This is a genomic window from Listeria fleischmannii subsp. fleischmannii LU2006-1, assembly GCF_000344175.1.
Lineage (GTDB): Bacteria > Bacillota > Bacilli > Lactobacillales > Listeriaceae > Listeria > Listeria fleischmannii.
This window is the reverse complement of sequence record NZ_ALWW01000023.1, coordinates 1-18,519: the sequence shown is the minus strand read 5'-3', so window position 1 is coordinate 18,519 and position 18,519 is coordinate 1. Positions and strand designations below refer to the sequence as shown.

Sequence of the window (18,519 nt, the reverse complement as noted above, 5' to 3'; positions counted from 1 at the left end):
CTTTGAAGATGGTAAGTGCATGTTTAGCTGGAATTCCTTGTCGATATGACGGGCAACATAAGGAAAACAAGGTTTTGAAGGAAATGGTTCAGAGCGGCGTGGCGACTGCGCTTTGTCCTGAGATGCTCGGTGGTCTCGCTACGCCTAGAAATCCAGCTGAAATTGTTGGTGGAGACGGGATGGACGTTTGGTCAGGTGTGGCAAAAGTAATCGATTGCAGCGGTGAAGATGTGACAGAAAGCTACCAAGAAGGTGCGCGTAAAACGTTAGAAGAACTTGTAGCACTTGGGATTACGGAAGTTATTTTAAAAGAAAAAAGCCCTTCGTGTGGGGCGTGCCAGATTTATGACGGCTCTTTTTCTGGTAAATTAAAAGTAGGTGTTGGCGTGACAGCGGCTTATTTGCAGATGAACGGGATTTTAGTTGTGTCAGATGAAGCGTTCTATTAAAAGAAAATGCTGGCTTTTATTAAATCCGAGTGAACTTACTGTAGATATTCCGTATTTTTTTCGACATTGATATAAAAAAGAAGCCGTAGTGCTAGACGCTACGGCTTCTCAGACTGCTGACAAACGGCAATCTTCGTCGTTCGTGCCTCCGTTCCGGTGCTCACGTACTCGAGTACGCTCCGCTCCGGTACTCGGCCCTGCCTAGAATCTCACCATTTATCAGCAGTCCGATTTTGGCGAGGAGCGGTTTGTTTTGCGAAAGCTTTGAGTTTTCTACAAGCTAAGAAGCCGTAGTGCTAGACACTACGGCTTCTTTTAATTATTAAAAAGCTGTTGTAAATTTGTTTTATGTGTATGAAAATTATTGATCCGCCAAGGTTTTGGCGATAATGTTAGGATGCCTTCATCTTCTAATTTGCGTAAATTAGTTGCTACGTAAGCGCGGGCTAGATTTAAGTAGCTTCCTAAAATTTTTTGTGTAAAAAAATAGGGGATTAAACAGCTGCCATCTTCTTCCAGTCGGCCAAATTGGTCGCCGATATGAATGAGTCCCGCTAGCACTTTTTGGTCGGAGGGCAGATGCGCCTCAGATTCCCTCGTTAAAATTGGCCAAACGATGCGATTCATTTGTGTGAAAATAGAAAATGATGTGTGGGATGCAAAACGACGGCGCGCATAGTCGCGCGGGAAGCGATGGACGGTTATTTCGCTAATGGCTGTATATGTAACGGGTGAAACCGCCTCATTTTCGATATGTAAAAATCCAATGCCTTCCCCTTTTCCCAAAAAAGAAAGAATGCTGTTTTCTTTGCATGTGTTCTTGCTCATTGTGGCTACGCCGTCAACTATAATATAAAAATATGGATGATTTTCTCCTTCAAGAAGTATGTTTTCACCGCGCTTAATGCGTAAACGCGAATAAGGAAGTTTCGTCGCGTTCGTCTCATATAAAACTTCTGAAAGACTAAGCTCCTGCGCTTCCTCGGTCCCTTTTCCTAAAACCATAACCGAGTCCCCTTTTCTCAGTATTTGGTTTCATTATACGGGAGAAAAAAATTTTTAAAATTATTTAGACTGTGTAGTATTGAGCGTTTCCGCCTTGCTTGGAGTGGTGTCAGGGAGAAGTTTACTTTTAATAAGTTGGCGGCGGATTTTAAGTCCAATGAAGCCTGCTAAAACGGCTTTTATAATACCAGGAATGATAAACGGGAGAACGCCCGCGAAAAAGGCTGCGCTAAGCGACATGCCTGCGCTAATTTGTAACCAAAACATGCCGAATAGAAGCGTTACAAATGCACCTAATATATTGGCGATGATGGCGTTTGAATTGGTATAGCCGAATTTGTCGAGTAGAAAGCCCGTTAAAAAAGGCATTTCCGATGAAGCCGATAATAAAGCCACCAGTGACGCCAAGAATGATGCCAAGACCAGCTGTCATTCCTTGGAAAACGGGGATACCAAACGCGCCAAGAAGTATGTAGACGGAAACGGAAATGGTTGCGTTTCGTGCGCCTAAAATTGTTGCGGCTAGCCCTACAGCGAAGGTTTGGCCGGTAAACGGAATAGGGCCAATTGGAATGGCAATTTGGGCTAGAATCGCAATAATGACGGCAAAAAGCGCGTCGACGATTAGAAATTTTAATTTTTGGTTGGACAATAGATTCACTCCTAAATGTTAACTTTTATTTTTAAAGGTTAACATTAAATGCGTTTTTTATCAAGAGAAAAAGGGTATGAACAAGAGAAGCAAAATTTTAAAGGGGTGTTCAAGATGAGCGTAAACGTAAGAAAGGCAAAGCTTGACGATGCAGCGGCTATTAAACGAATTGCAGAAAATTCTTGGCATGATACGTACAAAAATATTATTCCTTTAGATGTGCAAGATCATTTCTTAAATAAATTTTATAATTTGGAAACACTCCAAAATCGAATTGGCGCTACGCCTTTTGCAGTAATTGAAACGGAAGGGGAAGTCATTGGGTTTGCGAATTTTGTGGAACTTGCCAAGGGCAAAAGTGAGCTCTCGGCGTTTTACTTAAATCCCGTTTTAAAACAAAAGGGGTTTGGTACGAGACTCCTTGATGAGGGGATGAGCTTATTCCACTTGCCGCTGCCGATGTATGTGAATGTTGAGAAGGGCAATGATGAGGCTTATCGTTTTTATTTGCGCAAAGGTTTTGTTGTGGAAGAGGAATTTGATGATGATTTTTATGGTTATACACTTGCGACTATTCGTCTTCATTTGACACATCATGTGGAGGGCGATGAGGAATAGATAAGCTCGGACTTTTTTAAGTCCGAGCTTTGTTTTTTTCGTAAATTTGTACGGAGTCGCGTTCGATGAGTTTTGTAGAGATGCAAAGTTGAACAAATTCGCTTTCTGAATGACGAATTCGCCAGTTCATAAGGGAAACGGCTTTTTCGCCCATCGCTTTTAGATTCGTACACATTGTAGTAAGTTGCGGATTGCTTAAAACGGTAAATTCGGTGTTATCAAAGCAAATAATCGAAAAGTCTTTCGGGATGGTATAGCCTTTTGATTGTAAATATGTATTCAAGATAAAACCAAGGCCGGAGTTGACGCAAAACCAGGCGGTTGGTAACTCATCTAGCTGGTCTAAAATTTTATACAGTGCTGTTTGTTCCTCTTTAATCCGCGTGATTGTAAATGCTTGATTAAAGGGGATTTTTGCGTTTTGAAGCGCCATTTTGTAACCTTCAAAGCGTTCTTCGTAGCTGGGGGAAAACTGGATATCTCCTAGAAAACCGATTTTTTCATGTTGTTTCGCGATAAGGTGTTCGACGGCAAGAAACGCGCCGTCTTTATTTTGCGTAAGAATAGAATCCGCTTTTAAATAGGGATGGTGGTGATCGATTAATATTGTCGGATGTTTTAAGTCTAGAACTTTCAAACTATATGCCGTATTGATATGTGAGAGTAGAAAAATACCCGACCACTCCTCTATTTCTAGTTCGATGGGAAGTATCCCCTTCTTCGCTTCAATCTCGCCAATTGGAAAAATGAAAAGTTCCGCCTGTTCGGTTAAAAGTTGTTGTTTCATGCTCGAAATGATTTCTCCAAAAAGCTTTTTTGTGCCAGAGCGAATGAACTTGCAACTAAAGCAAAGCGTTTTTTAATGACTTCACGTGCAATCTCTTTTTTATAATGATAACCTAACTCGTCTGCCATTTTAAAAACGGCTAATTTTGTTTTTTCACTAACCCCGTTTTTATTGCCAAGCGCTTGCGATACAGAGTTTTTTGTAATGTTAAGGCGGTCGGCGATATCTTGCATCGTAACTTTTTTCATAGAAACTCCTTCTTTTACGACTTTAATAATTCTATTATAGCTAGAAAAAGGTTTTTTTGCAAAGATGAATATAATTTTATAAGTATTTTAATGTGTAATTTTACTTTATATGTATAATTATGCCTTAAAAAGCCTTTTAAAGCTGTTTTATTAGAAAAGTAATTATTGACATTACAAAATTGTAATGCAATAATGTAATTGTTTATAAAACGCTTACAATTATTGAAGTAGGAGGAGTTAGTAATGAAATTCAAAAAGTTAGTTTATGCAGCGCTTAGTGTGGTAGCAGCAGGATCTGTTTTGGCTGCATGTGGATCAGGTGGAAGTGAAGCAAGTAATGATGGGAAAACGAAAGTAACTTTTTGGGCAGCACCAAACCCTACCCAAGTAAAATTTTGGAAAGAAATGGCTACAGCATATGAGAAAGAAAATCCGGATGTCAAAGTAGAAGTTAGTCAAATGAAAGAGAGCCCGTCCTCAGAAGCAACTATCCAGTCGGCCATTGCCTCTAAAACAGCGCCTACTATTTCGGAAAATATTAACCGTAGTTTCGCTGCTCAATTAGCGGACAGTAAAGCAATTTTACCGGTTAATAAAGTATCAGGTTATGATGATGTGGTAAAAGAAAGAAATATGACAGAAAGTATGAAAGCTTGGAGTTTTTCAGATGAAAATCAATATGTTCTTCCCGTCTATTCAAACCCAATCTTATTCGGTTGGCGTTTAGATACACTGAAAGCACTTGGCTACTCTGAACCGCCAAAAACATACAGTGAAGCACTTGAAGTTGGTAAAAAATTAAAAGCCAAATATCCAGATCAGGTTTTATGGGCAAAAGGGGATTTATCAGATCCAACTGCATGGATGCGCTGGTTTGACTTCTTCCCAATGTATAATGCTGCTTCAAAAGGGAATGCCTTTGTAACAAATAATGAATTAGTTGCGGATAAAACAGCAGGCGTAGAATTACTTGATTTTATGGGTAGTTTAGCAAGTCAAAAGCTGCTGTTAACAGGCGAAGTGACGGATCCATTTGAAACTGGTACAAGTCTTATGACAGACCTTGGCCCGTGGACTTTCCCGAACTGGGCAGAAAAATTCCCGGATATGAAGTTCGGTGAAAATTATACCGTTACAACACCACTTGTGCCAGATAATATGAAAGACGAAAAAGAAGTTTCCACATATTCAGACGCAAAAGGTATTGTTTTCTATGCAAGTGCGACAAAAGAAGAACAAAAAGCGGCAATGGATTTCTTGAAATTTGTTTACAGTGATGACAAAAATGACTTGAAATTCTTAGAAACAACAAACCTAATTCCAGCACGAGACGATGCAACTGAGAACGCAACATTCCAAAGTTTCTTTAAAGAAAATCCGCAGTTAGAAGTCTATGCGGCAAACGTTAAAAATGCGATTCCGGCGATGGATAATGCGGACTATAACGATATTCAACAAATCATTGGTGAAGCGGCTTGGAACCCTGTTGTGAAGGGTGAGAAAAAAGGTGCTAAAGCTTGGAGCGATATGAGTAAGCAAATTAATAAGGTGCTTGAAGATGAAAAATAAAAATAATAAATTGGGCTGGTTTTTTACTAGCCCATACCTCATCTTTACTGCGATATTCTTTCTAATTCCGTTAGTGTGGGCGATTTGGCTCTCACTAACGGATTGGAATATGATGAGTCCGGATATTAATTTTGTTGGACTGGATAATTTTAAAAAGGCACTGACAAGTAAATCGGTGCACGCCGCATTTTTTGTCACGTATAAGTTTTTAATTGTATTTGTTCCAATGGCCCTTCTTTTGTCGATGCTAGTCGCTGTTTTAGTAAACGGCCTACCTCGGTTTAAAGGCCTCTATTTAGTTGCATTTTTCCTGCCCTATTTATCTTCTGGCGTTGTAACATCCCTTATTGTAAAAGGTTTATTATCTTATAACAGCCCACTGAATGTCTTTTTGCGAAATCAGTTTGGCCTAGATGTGGATTGGTTAGGGACGCCAATGTCTGCGCTTTTCATTATTTCACTTATGATTGCCTGGAAAATGTCAGGTTATTATGCTCTTATTTTAATTTCCGGCCTTGCAAGTATTAATGATGAAATTTATGAGGCGGCTGCAATGGACGGCTCAGGCAGATTTCGCACATTTTGGAAAGTCACAATCCCAATGCTTTATCCAGCTCTTTTTACAGTTTTAGTACTAGCGGTTGGCGTAAGTTTCGGGATTTTTACAGAAGTGTACCAGCTAACAGGTGGCGGACCAAACTTTGCAACCAATACATGGCAAATGGAAATTTACAACCAAGCCTTTATTAACCTGAAATCAGGTTATGCATCCGCGATTTCGCTTATTGCAGCTGTAGTAACATTTGCATCCATCGGCGTTATTAAAAAACTTTTAGAAAAATGGGGGGAACGAAATGGTTGGACGTAATAAAAAAAGCGGGAAGATTATTCGTTATATTTTAACGACAATCCTCATGCTCATTATGGTGTATCCGTTTATTTACCTTGTGCTCAACTCGTTTGCCGCATGGGATCAAGTTGATAAGAAGCTCTTTCCAACTGAGTTTTCATTACGCTCATGGGAGTGGCTCTTTGGCGATGCGGTGACAGCGGCACCAGCTCCGTGGATTCATTCTTTTATTAACACCGTTATTGTTTCCACTATCGCAACAGGACTTATGTTGCTCTTTGGTTTAACAGTAGGTTACGCACTAGCGAAAGTGAATTTTCGGGGAAAAAACTTTGTTAATAATGCCATTTTATTCCAAATGTTCTTTCCAGCGATTATTTTACTGATTCCACAATTTTTAATGATTACAAATGTAGGCTTATTAGATAGTTATGCCGGCATGATTATTCCAACAGCGCTTAGTTTATGGGCCGTTTTCATGTATACAAACTTCTTCAAAGCTATTCCAGATGCGCTCATTGAAGCGGCAAGATTAGACGGAGCGAGTGATTTGAAAATTCTCTTTAGAATTGTACTCCCCATGTCAAAATCAATTACGACTGTTATCTTCCTATTTTTATTTACAGATAGGTGGACGAATTTACTTTGGGATTTACTCGTATCAAAAAGCGATTCGACAGTTACACTAAACGTTCTGATTTCTCAAATGTTTGGACCTTATGGAACTTACCCGGGCCCAATGTATGCGGCTTCCGTATTACTAACTGTTCCGCTCATTATTTTGTTCCTGTTCTTCTCTAAAAAATTCCAAGAAGGCATGCAATTTACATTGAAATAAAGTGAGGAAAACAATGCATTGGTTTGAAAAAAGTGTGTTTTATGAAGTATATATGAAATCATTTTGTGACGGCAATCAGGACGGCGTAGGGGATTTTATTGGCCTAAAAGAACGACTTCCTTATTTGCGGAAACTAGGTGTAGATGGGCTTTGGCTTACGCCATTTTATCCGTCCATGCAAGTAGATAATGGCTATGATGTCTCGGATTATAAAGCAATTGATCCGCTATACGGAACGATAGATGACTTTCGCGATTTTATGAAAGAAGCCAAACAAAATGAGATGAAAATTATTATTGATATTGTCTTTAATCATACGGCCATTAATCATAAATGGTTTAAAGAGCATCCCGAATACTATGTTTGGAAAACGAAACCAAATAATTGGGAATCATTTTTTGGCGGATCTGCGTTTACTTTTCATGCCAAGCAAAATGCGTATTACTACCATAGTTTTGCAAAAGAGCAGGTGGATTTAAATTGGGGGAATCCAGATGTTATGGCTGAAGCGAAACAAATTTTGCGTTTTTGGTTAGAGGAAGGTGTGGATGGTTTTAGGTTTGATGTCATTAACAATTTGACGGTAGACAAAGCGTTTCCGGATAACCCCTTTGACCAAAAAGGCGAAATGATTCACCAGTATGACCGGAATCAGCGGGGTGTTAAAGCGATTATCGCTGAACTTTCAGGCTTTTGTAGAGCCAACAAGGAAGATGTGTTTTTGGTTGGTGAAATTAGTTCGGACAACTTAGATGAAATTGCGTCTTATAGTGAAAATCATTTGCTCGATGTTACCTTTAATTTTAACTTCGGAAGTATTGAAAACCTTCATGTGAAAGAGATTTTTGATGAATTAGTGCGCATGGAAGAGGCGCTATCTGATCGCATGCCGACGCTGTTTTTTGGGAGCCATGATATGGGGCGATTGATGTCACGGCTTGCTCTTCAGAACCGGATGGTGGCGAAACTGCTTGCGTTTTTAATGTTAACGGCTCGAGGTATTCCGTTTATTTATAACGGCGAGGAAGTGGGGATGCGCAATCAAATTTTTCAATCGATTGATGAATTTCGAGATGTTCAAGGGATTCAGGCATATGAACTAGCACGCGCGCAGGGTTTGAGCGAGAAAGAAGCTTTAAAAATAGGGACTGAAAAAACGCGCGATGTAGGTCGAGGCCCTCTTGTTTTTGCTGATAGAAAGCCTTTTTCAAAAGGAAAACCGTGGATTTTAGGAAGAGTAGAAACGGCAACGGATGCAACCGATATGTTTCAGTTTTATAGCCGTCTTTTAAAATTCCGAAAAGATGCTGATTTTCAAACGAGACCGTATGAAAAGCTCGTTTTGGAAGGGGAGACGATTCAATTTATTCGCGGCCGCTATTTATTTGTAGCTAACTTCGGCGAAACTGATTTTTTAGTGAAAGAAGCAGGGGTAGTGGTTTTTGGAGAGGCGAAACAAAATGGAAATGACTGTACTATAGGTCCGCTTTGCGGCGTAGTGATAGATTTGGAGGCTTAATATGCTAAGTGCACGTGAACTGTTAAAAGTATCAAGAGAAAGAAAAAAAGTAGGTAGTAGCAAGAAAATAACATTTAATGGTGTAGAAGATTTTGACGTTTATAATATTACCGCGCCTTTTCAGTTTGATGGGCAAAAATTAATTGCAGGTCGAGTTGAAAAACGTGAGAATGAGTCATCGTTTGTGGCCTTTTTTAAAGAAGTGAATGCTTTTACTTATGAACGAATAGAGAGTGCAACTGAGCTTCAACTACAAGATCCGTTTGTAACATTCATTGATGGAAAACTAATTTTGGGTGGTGTAGAAACTTTCCCAAATCCAGATGATGACACAAAATTAAGCTGGCGAACTAATTTTTATGTCGTGCATCAGTTAAATGAAGTAGAGCTCATTTTTACAGGACCGAATGGTATGAAAGATTTACGACTTAAACAACTTCGAAATGGTGAAATCATCGTTTTAACACGCCCACAAGGTGATAAAGGCGGGCGAGGGAAGATAGGCTATCTGAAAATCCGCTCACTGGGTGATTTAACGATAGATAAAATAGAGTCTGCTCCACTTCTACAAGGAAATTTTAATGATGCAGACTGGGGCGGGGCAAATGAAATTTATGAGCTGGAAAATGGTGAAATTGCCGTTTTAGGCCATATTGCTTTTTTTGATGAAGAAAATAATCGCCATTATTATCCGCTCGTTTTTTGGCTTGAGGATGATACAATTAGTCGGCCGAAAATCATTGCGGAGCGCGCTGACTTTTTAGACAGCCCGGCTAAACGCGCTGATTTAATCGATGTCGTGTTTAGTGGTGGTTTAGTCTTAGGGCCAAGTAAGGCGATTTTATATGCTGGTATAAGTGATGCTAGCGCGCAGTATTTAGAACTCGATAACCCTTTTAAGAAAGTAGGAATATAGAATATGAATATTTATCGTTATGAAGAAAATCCTTTAATTACACCACTTGATGTTGTGCCGTATCACGATGGTTATGAAGTAATCGGCGCTTTTAATGGTGGTGTGGCGAAATACGGAGATGAGACGCTACTTCTTTTACGTGTGGCGGAAAAACCGATTGCAGAACATGAAAACGAAGTGGTGGCACCTTATTTTAATGTCAAGGAACAAAAATTAGAGCGTGTTTCTTTTGATAAAAATGACCCCACTTATAATTTTGATGACCCGAGAATGATTCGTCATAAAGATAATCTAGGCGGCTTTATTTATTTAACCTCTATTTCCTACATTCGAATTGCGAGAAGTAAGGACGGTCATAATTTTACACTTGATAAAGAACCGTTTTTATATCCATTTAACGAATACCAAACGTTTGGTATTGAAGATGCACGGGTGATGCAAATGGAAGATACTTACTATATTACCTTTAGCGCTGTTTCTGAATGCGGAGTAGCAGACGCGCTTGTTACAACAAAAGATTTTAAAACGTATGATTACAAAGGAAACATTTTTGCGCCGGAAAATAAAGACGTCCTGCTTTTTCCTGAAAAAATAAACGATAAGTATTATGCGTTGCACCGTCCGAGTGCAAAAAATATTGGCGAGCTTGATATTTGGCTAGCTTCTTCGCCGGATTTAGTCAACTGGGGAGACCATAAACGCCTTATTGGTGTACGCCAAAATAGTTATGATGATGGCCGCGTCGGAGGCGGTTGCACCCCAATTAAAACGGAGGCGGGCTGGCTTATTTTATACCACGGTGCGACAAAAAAACACCGCTATGTAATGGGCGCTGCGCTACTTGACTTAAATGACCCGTCCGTAGTTTTAAAACGAACCACAGAACCATTCTTAGAGCCTGTCGCTGAATATGAAAAAAATGGCTTCTTCGGTGATGTTGTTTTTGCATGCGGAACCGTTCAAGAAGGCGACACTTTAAAAATGTATTACGGTGTAGCGGATACCTCAATGGCGGGTTGCGAAATGAAGATTAGCGATCTCTTACATCATTTGGAGCGGACTTCATGTTTAACGAAATAGAGCTTTTAAGATGGCAGAAGGCAACACTTCCAGAAGAGCTTGAACATGATTTACAAACAAGTGAGGATTTACAGGACCAATTTTATCGCTATTTAGAATTTGGAACTGGTGGAATGCGCGGTAAAATGGGGGCTGGACCTAATCGAATCAATATCTATACAATTAGGCGAGCTGCGAGTGGACTTGCGGAATATTTACATGAAATCGGGCGCTATCAAAATGGTGTTGCGATATCATTTGATTCGCGAATTCATTCGCGTGACTTTGCAATTGAAACGGCGCGCGTTTTAGCGGCTAAGGACATCCCCGTTTTTTTATCCGAAGAATTACGCCCTACACCAGAACTTTCGTTTATGGTGCGCGAATTTAAAGCAGCAGCTGGGGTCATGATAACGGCTAGCCACAATCCGTCCATCTACAATGGCTTCAAGGTTTATGACGAGGCTGGATGTCAAATTACGCCGGAAGCAGCCGATCAAATCTTGGCTTTTATGGCCGAAAAAGAAGATATTTTCGCGATTCCTGTAACAGACAGCGAGTTAATCCAAACCATCGGGAGCGAAATAGATGATTTATATTTAAAAAAAGCGGAAGTAGTGACAAAACGCCCAAATCTCATAGCAGATAAAGGTAGCGAACTAAAAATTGTTTACACACCACTTCATGGAAGCGGCCGAAAGCTCGTCACGACTAGCCTCCAAAACGCCGGATTTAAAAACGTCCATCTCGTCCCCGAACAATCGGAGCCTGATGGAGAATTTAAAACGGTCCAATCACCAAATCCTGAAGAAGTTGAAAGCTTTAAACTGGCATTTCAATACGGGAAAAAGAAGCATGCTGACATTCTCATGGCCACTGATCCTGATGCTGATCGGCTTGGTGTGGCGGTTTTAAATGAAGAGATGGACTATCAAATTTTAACCGGGAATCAGTTAGGGGCACTTCTTTTTTATTACCTTTTATCTGAAAAAGATGAAGTGACATCAAACGATTATTTAGTGACTACCGTTGTAACGAATGATTTAGGACGTAAAATCGCCGAGCGCTACGGGGCGAGTCATACGGAGACGCTAACAGGATTTAAATTTATTGGTGAAAAAATAGCGGAGTTTGAAAAGGAAGGGAAACAATTTTTATTTGGCTATGAGGAAAGTTATGGCTATTTAGTTGCGCCTTTTGTACGTGATAAGGACGCTATTCAAGCAGCGCTTTTAACGGCTGAGATGGCCCTTTATTTTAAAGAAAAAGGGAAGTCCCTGCTTGCGGTTTTAGATGAACTTTACGAAAAATTTGGCTACCATGCGGAGGCCCTTTTAAATTTAGCGTTTGAAGGGGAAGACGGGTCTGAGGCAATGAATGAGCTTCTTATAAAACTTCGTAAAACAGATGTTTTTCCACATGTAGCCCAAAAAATAGATTTTAAAAATGGCCATCTAGATTTACCGAAAACGAATATGTTGCTATTTTGTTTTGACGAAGGCGACCGAGTATTTATTCGGCCTTCTGGGACGGAACCCAAATGTAAAATTTACATCCAAGTGGTGAGAGCATCCGCGGAAAAAGCACAAAAGGCTGTGGAAGAACTAAAAGAAATGATTCTACAACATGTATAAAAAGAAGCCAAGACATTTGCATATGTCTTGGCTTCTTTTTTTAGTAACGTATACTGGAAGTGGAAATTGGTATAGTGATGGTTTCCCTCTATTATTCAAATATATAAAATTGGTTTATATACTAGAGCGGAATTTTTTCGCCGTTTAAATCCGCAGAAGCCTGCTCGTGTTCAGCGATGAAAATGGTTTCTCTTGTACTTTCTAGCGGGACAGTCAAGTTTGGACTTGTTTGATTTAAAATGGCTTCGGCAAAATATTTTATTTCTAAATAGTAGCCATCTTCCTGATTGATGTCTGGTTGGAATTTTGCTCCTTCTTCAGGGTAATCAGTTAAAATGCCTTTTTCAAGAATGATTGTCCCGGATTCAAAATTAATTCGGTAGCTCATTTCAAACCCGAAATCCCCGTTAATCGTCCAGTCGTCCTGTGCGTTTACCACTTTACCATCTTCATAATGGTAGTTTGAGGAAACAATATCATAACCGCTGCCGTCAAAAATAACCTTTCCTGTTGTCGATACAGCCGCCGGTTTTCCGAACAACCAATTAATGGTATCCACATCATGAATATGCTGATCTAGCAAACAGCCGCCAGATTTATCTTTTTGGAGCAACCAGTTTTCAAATGACCATTTTGGCGTCGCCCCGCCTCTAAAAAATGAAGCGCTTACAACTTTGCCGTAACGTTCACTTTGGATAGCCTCTTTTACATATTGATAGCTCGGAAAGAAACGTAAAGTTTGACCAATCATCAATTGACGGCCATATTTTTGTGACGCTTGAATCATTTCATCACACGCTTTGGAAGAAATCGCCATCGGTTTTTCACAAAATACATGTAAACCAAGCGACATAGCGAGAATAGCCACTGGAGCATGTAGATAAGTCGGTAAACATAAATCAACATAATCTAACTTTTCTTTTTCAACCATTTCTTCCATCGAGGAATAAAATTGGAATTTGGAGAAGTCAATTTGTTTCTCCTGAATATCAAGATTTCCTTCTACTTGAGCTCCGTTATGTTTTGTTTTATCCACATCACAAATTGCGACAAGTTGAATAGGGAACCCTTCGTCCATTAGACGAATGTAATTTTGTAAGTGGGCATGACCCATAAAGCCAAGACCAACAAGACCAACTTTTAGCATGATAAAGCCTCCGTTTGATTTGTATTTCACAAACTTGTTATTTTTAAACAAGAAAGTGATTATACTAATACCTTACACAGGAAGTGATATTGTGATATTTAGAATCAAAGACGCAAAATTTATAAAAAAAGACGCATTGTCAGAAAGAGGGTTTTCAGATTGCCGTTTGCCTGTAATAATCAAATTAGGCCATCTGGTGAAGGGGGCTTATGGAAATGATTAATACTGATTTTCTAACGACACTTGAGCCAATGAAACGACTTCTTAATGTTCAAAGCATTGTAACCGTTTACTATTTTGAGTTCTCTAAGAATTATTTGTTCGCCGGGGAACAACACGACTTTTGGGAAATGGTCTATGTGGATAAGGGTGAACTTGAAGTTTCAGCAGGTAAGGAAGGCTATGAGTTAAAAGAAGGCGACATTATTTTTCATAAGCCAAATGAATTTCATAACCTATGGGCAAATGGGGTTAGCGCACCAAACGTTCTGGTTGTGAGCTTCGTCTGTAGTTCAGAAGGTATGCGTTTTTTTGAAAATAAAATTATGCGCCTTGCAACAGGTGAAAGAGAGCTTTTGGCAAAAATTTTACAAGAAGCAAAAGGGGTGTTTAAACCGGAACTAGGTCGTTTATATTTACAAGAAAAACGCTTGGAAAATCCGCGTATTGGGGCGGAACAAATGCTTTATATTTACTTAGAACAATTTTTAATTCGGTTAATTCGTGATGAAACAACAAACGTAAATCAAGAAAGAATGAGTGTCGCGACGAAGAAAAAAATTCGAAAAGTCTGTGGTTAACGATATTATTCAGTTTATGAGTGATAACTTGCACGGGCACTTATGTTTAGACGATATTTGCCGCGCATTCTTTTTCAGCAAAACCTATCTAAAAACCATTTTTAAAAAAGAAACGGGTTATACGGTCATGAATTTCTTTAAAATGCTGAAAATGGAGGAGGCGAAGAAATGTATTCGGGAAAGCAATGATACCTTTACACAAATTGCGCAAAAATTAGGGTTTGACTCCGTTCATTATTTTTCTAACAGTTTTAAAAAACAAACGGGGCTTAGCCCAACTGAATACGCCAGATCCATTCAAGCGCTCGAAGCAAAAATGCGTGAAGATAGTGAGGGATGAGTATAGTGGTTGTAAAATTCGGTGTTATCGGACTCGGAAATCGCGGAAGCAAGTTTGCCCTTCATTCGATTATTCCCCATCCAGATTTGGAGCTTGTTGCGATTTCAGACCAAAATGAATCCAAGTTTTTACCCTTTGAAGAACAAGATGTTGTCAGCTATACAAATTATGATGATTTATTAAAAAATAGGGAAGTAGATGCCGTGTTTATCGCAACGCCGGATGATACGCATGCAGAAGTCGTGCTAAAAGCAGTCCGAGCAGAGAAACATATTTTGTGTGAAAAGCCGCTAGAAGTTTCACTTTCGAAAATTTCAGAAATGGAGGCGGCTCTAGCTCACTATAAAGGCGTTTTTCTTGTCGGTTACGTACTGCGTTATGCGCCGCTTTATCATAAAGTAAAACAAATCCTTGATGCGGGAACAATCGGTCAAATTTGGCTCGCAAACGGAGTGGATCACATTCATTACGGGGGTTATGCCTTTTTCCATGACTGGCATCGCGAAAAAAAACGGTCCGGGAGCTTACTTTTACAAAAAGCTACACATAGTTTAGATATTTTAAATTGGCTCATTGACTCTAAGCCTGTTCAAGTTGCAGGGCTAGGCGGATTAGAAGTTTTTGGAGAAAAGGGAGCTAAGAAAAAGTTTGGTGCGCCCTTAGAAAAAAATTTACACTGCCGATCTTGTACACTCAAATGGAGCTGTGAAGAAAGTCTTCTAAACATCAAAAAATATAAAAATATCGAGTGGCAAAAAAATTGGCCGGACAATTGTGTATTTGATTCTGATGTAGACGTGGATGACCATCAGGCGCTTTTGATTCTTTATCAGAATAATACGAAATTAACTTATTCATTATGCCAATTTTCCGCGTTTTACCGCCGAGAGTTCCAATTTTTTGGCACAAAAGGAGAATTATATTTTGATGATGAACGAAATGAAATTATTATAAACGACCGTTTAAAGCCCGAAAAAACAGTTATCCATGTGGCTGAACAAGCCCATCACGGCGGGGGTGATGATGAGATGCTACTTGACTTTTTAACCTGCTTAAAAGAGAAAAAAACGCCACTATCCAATTTGGCAAGCAGTGCAGTTGCATCAAGACTCGTCCTAGCCGCCGAGGATGCCATCAGCCAAAATAAAATTATCGAAGTGGAGGGATGATTTTGGAAAACGAAGAACGGATAGCCCAAGAGATTGCAAATACCAATCAAATAGGTCGTATCACTTTCATTCGGTATTTTCTTGCCAAAGGGATTTCAAACGAGAGTGCTCGGATAGCGGAAATTGAAAAAGTGTATACGTTTTTAGCGGGGATTCAAGCGGGGGGAGTTAATGTATTATTTTCCACGGTGAGTGAAGATCAGGCGGTTTTTTTAGTGACGGGGAGGCTAGCGAATAAAGCGCATTTTAATTTGATGTTTGATTTTCATGACCACAATCAAACGCCCATTAAAAAAATCGAACTAGCCGGCCTAGATGGTCTAGCCCAGTTTGACTCGACAGCGGAAATGGCCTTTTATTCTAATTTTTTGAAACTAAAGCAGGAACAGGAAAATTTGACGCCTAGCGCGCAAGGAAAACAGTTTTTTGAAATGATTTTATCAGAAGAAGTAGTCGATTTTGGGAGGTTTTCTTGATGAAAGTGGGCATTATTGGTACGGCGCATATGCACATTGAAAGTTACGCGAAGCATCTTCGTGCGCTTGGGGTTGAACTTTTTGGCGCGTTTGATAGGAATAATAGCCGACTCACTGCATTTTGTAAAAAGCACGATTTGCAGGCGTTTAAAGATTTGAATCGTCTGCTTGAAAGTGAGATTGATACGGTTTTAATTTGTTCGGAAAACGCGTTTCATGCGGATTATACGGTGGCAGCTGCGATGTACGGCAAACATGTGATTGTGGAAAAACCGATGGCGCTTTCGATTTTAGAAGCGGATAAAATGATTCTTGCCTGTGAAACTGCAAAGGTAAAACTTATGGTGGCGCATCCTGTCCGCTTTACAAAAGTCATGCAAGAATTAAAAGAACAAGTTGACAGGGGAAATGTCGGGAAAGTTTTTGCCATTGATGCTACAAACCACGGGAAAAATCCGGGTGGCTGGTTTACAGAAGCCGATTTATCAGGCGGCGGAGCAATTATTGATCATACCATTCATATGGCAGATATTGTGAACGATTTATTTCAACCAGAAATCGAGAGTGTTTTTGCCACAAGTGAAAACTGGACAGAAGATACTTTTGTAGAAGACACAGGTCTTCTGCATATCCGTTTTCGCGACGGACTTTTTATGAGCCTCGATACTTCATGGAACCGGCCGAAAGCTTATCCTGTCTGGGGTGACGCTTCGCTTTCACTTATAACCGAAAAAGGCTATGTGCATGTCGATGGATTCGGGAAAAAAGGCTTGCGCTACTCGGAGGCGTCCCCCATTCAATTCGACTATTATGAGGAAGATATGGATTTACGCATGCTAAAGGCCTTTCAAAAAGCCATCGATGAAGACTTACCGTCGCCAGTACCTGGTGAGGCAGGGAAATTTACCGTACAGCTTGTCGCAATGGCGTATGCCTCGGTTGTGCAGAAAAATTAATTTGATGGGAGGATATCAAATGAGGAAGGGAATCAATAGTTGGTGTTTGCCAACAACGCTTGCTAGGCACGAGATTTTTGAAGAAGCGAAGGCAGCTGGTTTTGAGACCATTGAATTAAATATGGCAGAAGCAGATGCGAAAGGGAAGCTAACAGATGAGCTCGGCCTTGTGGACACAGAAATCCTAACGCTTACGACCACTGAAACAGAACTTTTGGAATTAAAAAATCTTTCAAAGCAGTTTGCACTACCTATTTCAAGTGTGGCAACAGCGCTTCATTGGGCGTATCCACTCAATTCTAGTAACAAAGAAAAGCGCGAAAAAGGGAAGTTTATTGCACAAAAAATGATTGATGCCTGTCACATCTTAGGTGGCGATACCGTTTTAATTGTCCCGGGTGTCGTGACAGAAACAGAAGATTATGCAAGTTGTTACACGCGGTCAAAAGAAGCACTACTTGAACTCGCCCCATATGCAGCAGAAAAAGGAATTGTAATCGGGGTTGAAAATGTATGGAATAAATTCCTATTAAGCCCTCTAGAAATGAAACAATTTATCGATGAGTTAAATCACCCTAACATCAAAGTCTATTTTGATGCAGGGAATGTGCTGCAATTTGCATATCCTGAACAATGGGTCCGAATTTTAGGTGAACGCATCCAAAAAGTACATATTAAGGATTTTTCTCGGACAGTTGGTAATATAAACGGCTTTACAGGCCTTCTTGCTGGCGATATGAACTGGTCTAGTTTGATGCAAGCGCTAAACGAAATTGGCTACAAAGGAACCCTTACATGCGAACTATCACCTTATAGGGAGAACCCATTGCAGCTTGCAAGAGATGCTAGCCAAGCGATGGATTATATATTGCATTTTGATAATAAAAAATGAAAGGGGTTACATTATGGGAAAAAGAGGATGGTTACTCGTTATTCCTGTATTCGTTTTAAGTATCGTATTAGGTGCTTGTGGAGGAAGCGGGGATGCCAATAATTCAGATGAAAAAGTCATAACGTATGCACTCTGGGACAAAGAACAGGCCTCCGTTTATCAACAATTAGCTAAAGATTTTGAAAAAGAAAATAAAGGCATCAAAGTGAAATTTGAAATCACGCCATTTGCACAATACTTTACAAAACTAGAGACCGCTATTACAGGGAAAAATGCGCCGGATGTCTTCTGGGTAAACATCCCACGCGCGCCTGATTATATCAACAATGGCGTTTTAATGCCACTGGACGATGTGAAATTCGATAAAGATAAAATCCCTGAACAATATTTAAAAGCTTACACAAGTGATGGAAAACTATACGGAGTACCAAAAGATTTTGATACAAATGCTCTTTTTTACAATAAAACCATGTTCGATGAAGCTGGCGTCAGTTATCCAGATGACACATGGACTTGGAAAACATGGCAAGATGCCGCCAAAAACTAACCAAAGCAAGACGAAAATAATTTACGGTTTAGCAGCACCGCTCACATG

General features: G+C 39.8%; 18 protein-coding genes and 2 pseudogenes. 16 read left to right on the top strand and 4 right to left on the bottom strand.

The genetic code is table 11. The annotated features are described in order from the left end of the window. Positions 1 to 2 precede the first annotated feature (2 nt). Entirely contained in the window at positions 3 to 449 is a 447-nt protein-coding gene (locus LFLEISCH_RS08155; RefSeq protein ID WP_007475366.1) for a 2-thiouracil desulfurase family protein, read from the top strand. A gap of 315 nt (positions 450 to 764) precedes the next feature. Here the strand turns inward: LFLEISCH_RS08155 and LFLEISCH_RS08150 are convergent, their stop codons facing one another. Together LFLEISCH_RS08150 and LFLEISCH_RS08145 are read right to left on the bottom strand one after the other, a co-directional pair. Continuing rightward, positions 765 to 1,454, bottom strand: a complete 690-nt coding sequence (locus tag LFLEISCH_RS08150; protein WP_007475364.1) for a Crp/Fnr family transcriptional regulator — start codon at positions 1,452 to 1,454, stop codon at positions 765 to 767. A 60-nt stretch (positions 1,455 to 1,514) separates the two neighbouring features. Beyond that, positions 1,515 to 2,106 (bottom strand): annotated as a pseudogene (locus tag LFLEISCH_RS08145) (biotin transporter BioY). A 114-nt stretch (positions 2,107 to 2,220) separates the two neighbouring features. On the opposite strand from LFLEISCH_RS08145, the gene LFLEISCH_RS08140 reads away from it, so the two are divergent. Next, positions 2,221 to 2,724: a GNAT family N-acetyltransferase gene (locus LFLEISCH_RS08140; protein ID WP_040504809.1), complete on the top strand. Its 504-nt coding sequence runs from the start codon at positions 2,221 to 2,223 to the stop codon at positions 2,722 to 2,724. 16 nt (positions 2,725 to 2,740) lie between these two features. On the opposite strand, the pseudogene LFLEISCH_RS08135 reads toward LFLEISCH_RS08140, so the two are convergent. Continuing rightward, positions 2,741 to 3,759, bottom strand: a pseudogene (locus tag LFLEISCH_RS08135) (substrate-binding domain-containing protein). Positions 3,760 to 4,002: 243 nt separating this feature from the next. On the opposite strand from LFLEISCH_RS08135, the gene LFLEISCH_RS08130 reads away from it, so the two are divergent. The 7 genes from LFLEISCH_RS08130 to LFLEISCH_RS08100 are packed head-to-tail and all read left to right on the top strand — an operon-like array spanning position 4,003 to position 12,144. Further along, positions 4,003 to 5,328: an ABC transporter substrate-binding protein gene (locus tag LFLEISCH_RS08130; RefSeq protein WP_007475350.1), complete on the top strand. Its 1,326-nt coding sequence runs from the start codon at positions 4,003 to 4,005 to the stop codon at positions 5,326 to 5,328. Continuing rightward, a complete protein-coding gene (locus LFLEISCH_RS08125; protein ID WP_007475348.1) occupies positions 5,318 to 6,196 on the top strand; it encodes a carbohydrate ABC transporter permease in 879 nt (292 codons plus the stop codon). Before LFLEISCH_RS08130 ends, LFLEISCH_RS08125 begins: the two co-directional genes overlap by 11 nt. Beyond that, a complete protein-coding gene (locus tag LFLEISCH_RS08120; protein ID WP_007475346.1) occupies positions 6,183 to 7,016 on the top strand; it encodes a carbohydrate ABC transporter permease in 834 nt (277 codons plus the stop codon). Before LFLEISCH_RS08125 ends, LFLEISCH_RS08120 begins: the two co-directional genes overlap by 14 nt. 13 nt (positions 7,017 to 7,029) lie before the next feature. Next, positions 7,030 to 8,535: an alpha-amylase family glycosyl hydrolase gene (locus tag LFLEISCH_RS08115; protein ID WP_007475345.1), complete on the top strand. Its 1,506-nt coding sequence runs from the start codon at positions 7,030 to 7,032 to the stop codon at positions 8,533 to 8,535. Between the two features lies 1 nt (position 8,536). Continuing rightward, on the top strand, positions 8,537 to 9,451 hold the full coding sequence (locus LFLEISCH_RS08110) for a DUF1861 family protein (RefSeq protein WP_007475343.1): 915 nt from the start codon (positions 8,537 to 8,539) through the stop codon (positions 9,449 to 9,451). A 3-nt stretch (positions 9,452 to 9,454) separates the two neighbouring features. After that, positions 9,455 to 10,531, top strand: a complete 1,077-nt coding sequence (locus LFLEISCH_RS08105; RefSeq protein ID WP_007475340.1) for a BtaManbiosPhlase — start codon at positions 9,455 to 9,457, stop codon at positions 10,529 to 10,531. Then, entirely contained in the window at positions 10,516 to 12,144 is a 1,629-nt protein-coding gene (locus LFLEISCH_RS08100) for a phospho-sugar mutase (RefSeq protein ID WP_007475338.1), read from the top strand. The genes LFLEISCH_RS08105 and LFLEISCH_RS08100 overlap by 16 nt, the downstream gene beginning before the upstream one ends. Before the next feature lie 121 nt (positions 12,145 to 12,265). Here the strand turns inward: LFLEISCH_RS08100 and LFLEISCH_RS08095 are convergent, their stop codons facing one another. Continuing rightward, positions 12,266 to 13,291: a Gfo/Idh/MocA family protein gene (locus LFLEISCH_RS08095; protein WP_007475335.1), complete on the bottom strand. Its 1,026-nt coding sequence runs from the start codon at positions 13,289 to 13,291 to the stop codon at positions 12,266 to 12,268. A gap of 209 nt (positions 13,292 to 13,500) precedes the next feature. On the opposite strand from LFLEISCH_RS08095, the gene LFLEISCH_RS14675 reads away from it, so the two are divergent. Genes LFLEISCH_RS14675 through LFLEISCH_RS08060 form a run of 7 tightly spaced genes read left to right on the top strand, consistent with a single transcriptional unit; the run spans position 13,501 to position 18,471 of the window. Then, positions 13,501 to 14,091 (top strand): cupin domain-containing protein, encoded by a 591-nt coding sequence (locus tag LFLEISCH_RS14675; protein ID WP_077907968.1) that lies wholly within the window; start codon positions 13,501 to 13,503, stop codon positions 14,089 to 14,091. Continuing rightward, on the top strand, positions 14,084 to 14,431 hold the full coding sequence (locus tag LFLEISCH_RS14670; protein WP_077907967.1) for a helix-turn-helix domain-containing protein: 348 nt from the start codon (positions 14,084 to 14,086) through the stop codon (positions 14,429 to 14,431). Before LFLEISCH_RS14675 ends, LFLEISCH_RS14670 begins: the two co-directional genes overlap by 8 nt. Positions 14,432 to 14,436: 5 nt before the next feature. Continuing rightward, a complete protein-coding gene (locus LFLEISCH_RS08080) occupies positions 14,437 to 15,600 on the top strand; it encodes a Gfo/Idh/MocA family protein (RefSeq protein ID WP_007475331.1) in 1,164 nt (387 codons plus the stop codon). Further along, positions 15,597 to 16,076, top strand: coding sequence for a hypothetical protein (locus LFLEISCH_RS08075; RefSeq protein ID WP_007475329.1), 480 nt, complete (start codon positions 15,597 to 15,599; stop codon positions 16,074 to 16,076). The genes LFLEISCH_RS08080 and LFLEISCH_RS08075 overlap by 4 nt, the downstream gene beginning before the upstream one ends. Continuing rightward, positions 16,076 to 17,032 (top strand): Gfo/Idh/MocA family protein, encoded by a 957-nt coding sequence (locus tag LFLEISCH_RS08070; RefSeq protein ID WP_007475327.1) that lies wholly within the window; start codon positions 16,076 to 16,078, stop codon positions 17,030 to 17,032. Before LFLEISCH_RS08075 ends, LFLEISCH_RS08070 begins: the two co-directional genes overlap by 1 nt. 19 nt (positions 17,033 to 17,051) lie before the next feature. Further along, complete coding sequence (locus LFLEISCH_RS08065; RefSeq protein WP_007475325.1) at positions 17,052 to 17,924, top strand: sugar phosphate isomerase/epimerase family protein; 873 nt, start codon at positions 17,052 to 17,054, stop codon at positions 17,922 to 17,924. A gap of 13 nt (positions 17,925 to 17,937) precedes the next feature. After that, positions 17,938 to 18,471 carry an ABC transporter substrate-binding protein gene (locus tag LFLEISCH_RS08060; protein ID WP_007475323.1) on the top strand — a complete coding sequence of 178 codons (534 nt, stop codon included), beginning with the start codon at positions 17,938 to 17,940 and terminating at the stop codon, positions 18,469 to 18,471. Positions 18,472 to 18,519: the final 48 nt, after the last annotated feature.

Excerpts from the sequence above, each read along its gene's own strand:
- LFLEISCH_RS08150 (WP_007475364.1), bottom strand. The coding sequence starts at position 1,454 with ATGGTTTTAGGAAAAGGGACCGAGGAAGCGCAGGAGCTTAGTCTTTCA.
- LFLEISCH_RS08140 (WP_040504809.1), top strand. The coding sequence starts at position 2,221 with ATGAGCGTAAACGTAAGAAAGGCAAAGCTTGACGATGCAGCGGCTATT.
- LFLEISCH_RS08130 (WP_007475350.1), top strand. The coding sequence starts at position 4,003 with ATGAAATTCAAAAAGTTAGTTTATGCAGCGCTTAGTGTGGTAGCAGCA.
- LFLEISCH_RS08125 (WP_007475348.1), top strand. The coding sequence starts at position 5,318 with ATGAAAAATAAAAATAATAAATTGGGCTGGTTTTTTACTAGCCCATAC.
- LFLEISCH_RS08120 (WP_007475346.1), top strand. The coding sequence starts at position 6,183 with ATGGTTGGACGTAATAAAAAAAGCGGGAAGATTATTCGTTATATTTTA.
- LFLEISCH_RS08115 (WP_007475345.1), top strand. The coding sequence starts at position 7,030 with ATGCATTGGTTTGAAAAAAGTGTGTTTTATGAAGTATATATGAAATCA.
- LFLEISCH_RS08110 (WP_007475343.1), top strand. The coding sequence starts at position 8,537 with ATGCTAAGTGCACGTGAACTGTTAAAAGTATCAAGAGAAAGAAAAAAA.
- LFLEISCH_RS08105 (WP_007475340.1), top strand. The coding sequence starts at position 9,455 with ATGAATATTTATCGTTATGAAGAAAATCCTTTAATTACACCACTTGAT.
- LFLEISCH_RS08100 (WP_007475338.1), top strand. The coding sequence starts at position 10,516 with ATGTTTAACGAAATAGAGCTTTTAAGATGGCAGAAGGCAACACTTCCA.
- LFLEISCH_RS08095 (WP_007475335.1), bottom strand. The coding sequence starts at position 13,291 with ATGCTAAAAGTTGGTCTTGTTGGTCTTGGCTTTATGGGTCATGCCCAC.
- LFLEISCH_RS14675 (WP_077907968.1), top strand. The coding sequence starts at position 13,501 with ATGGAAATGATTAATACTGATTTTCTAACGACACTTGAGCCAATGAAA.
- LFLEISCH_RS08075 (WP_007475329.1), top strand. The coding sequence starts at position 15,597 with ATGATTTTGGAAAACGAAGAACGGATAGCCCAAGAGATTGCAAATACC.
- LFLEISCH_RS08070 (WP_007475327.1), top strand. The coding sequence starts at position 16,076 with ATGAAAGTGGGCATTATTGGTACGGCGCATATGCACATTGAAAGTTAC.
- LFLEISCH_RS08065 (WP_007475325.1), top strand. The coding sequence starts at position 17,052 with ATGAGGAAGGGAATCAATAGTTGGTGTTTGCCAACAACGCTTGCTAGG.
- LFLEISCH_RS08060 (WP_007475323.1), top strand. The coding sequence starts at position 17,938 with ATGGGAAAAAGAGGATGGTTACTCGTTATTCCTGTATTCGTTTTAAGT.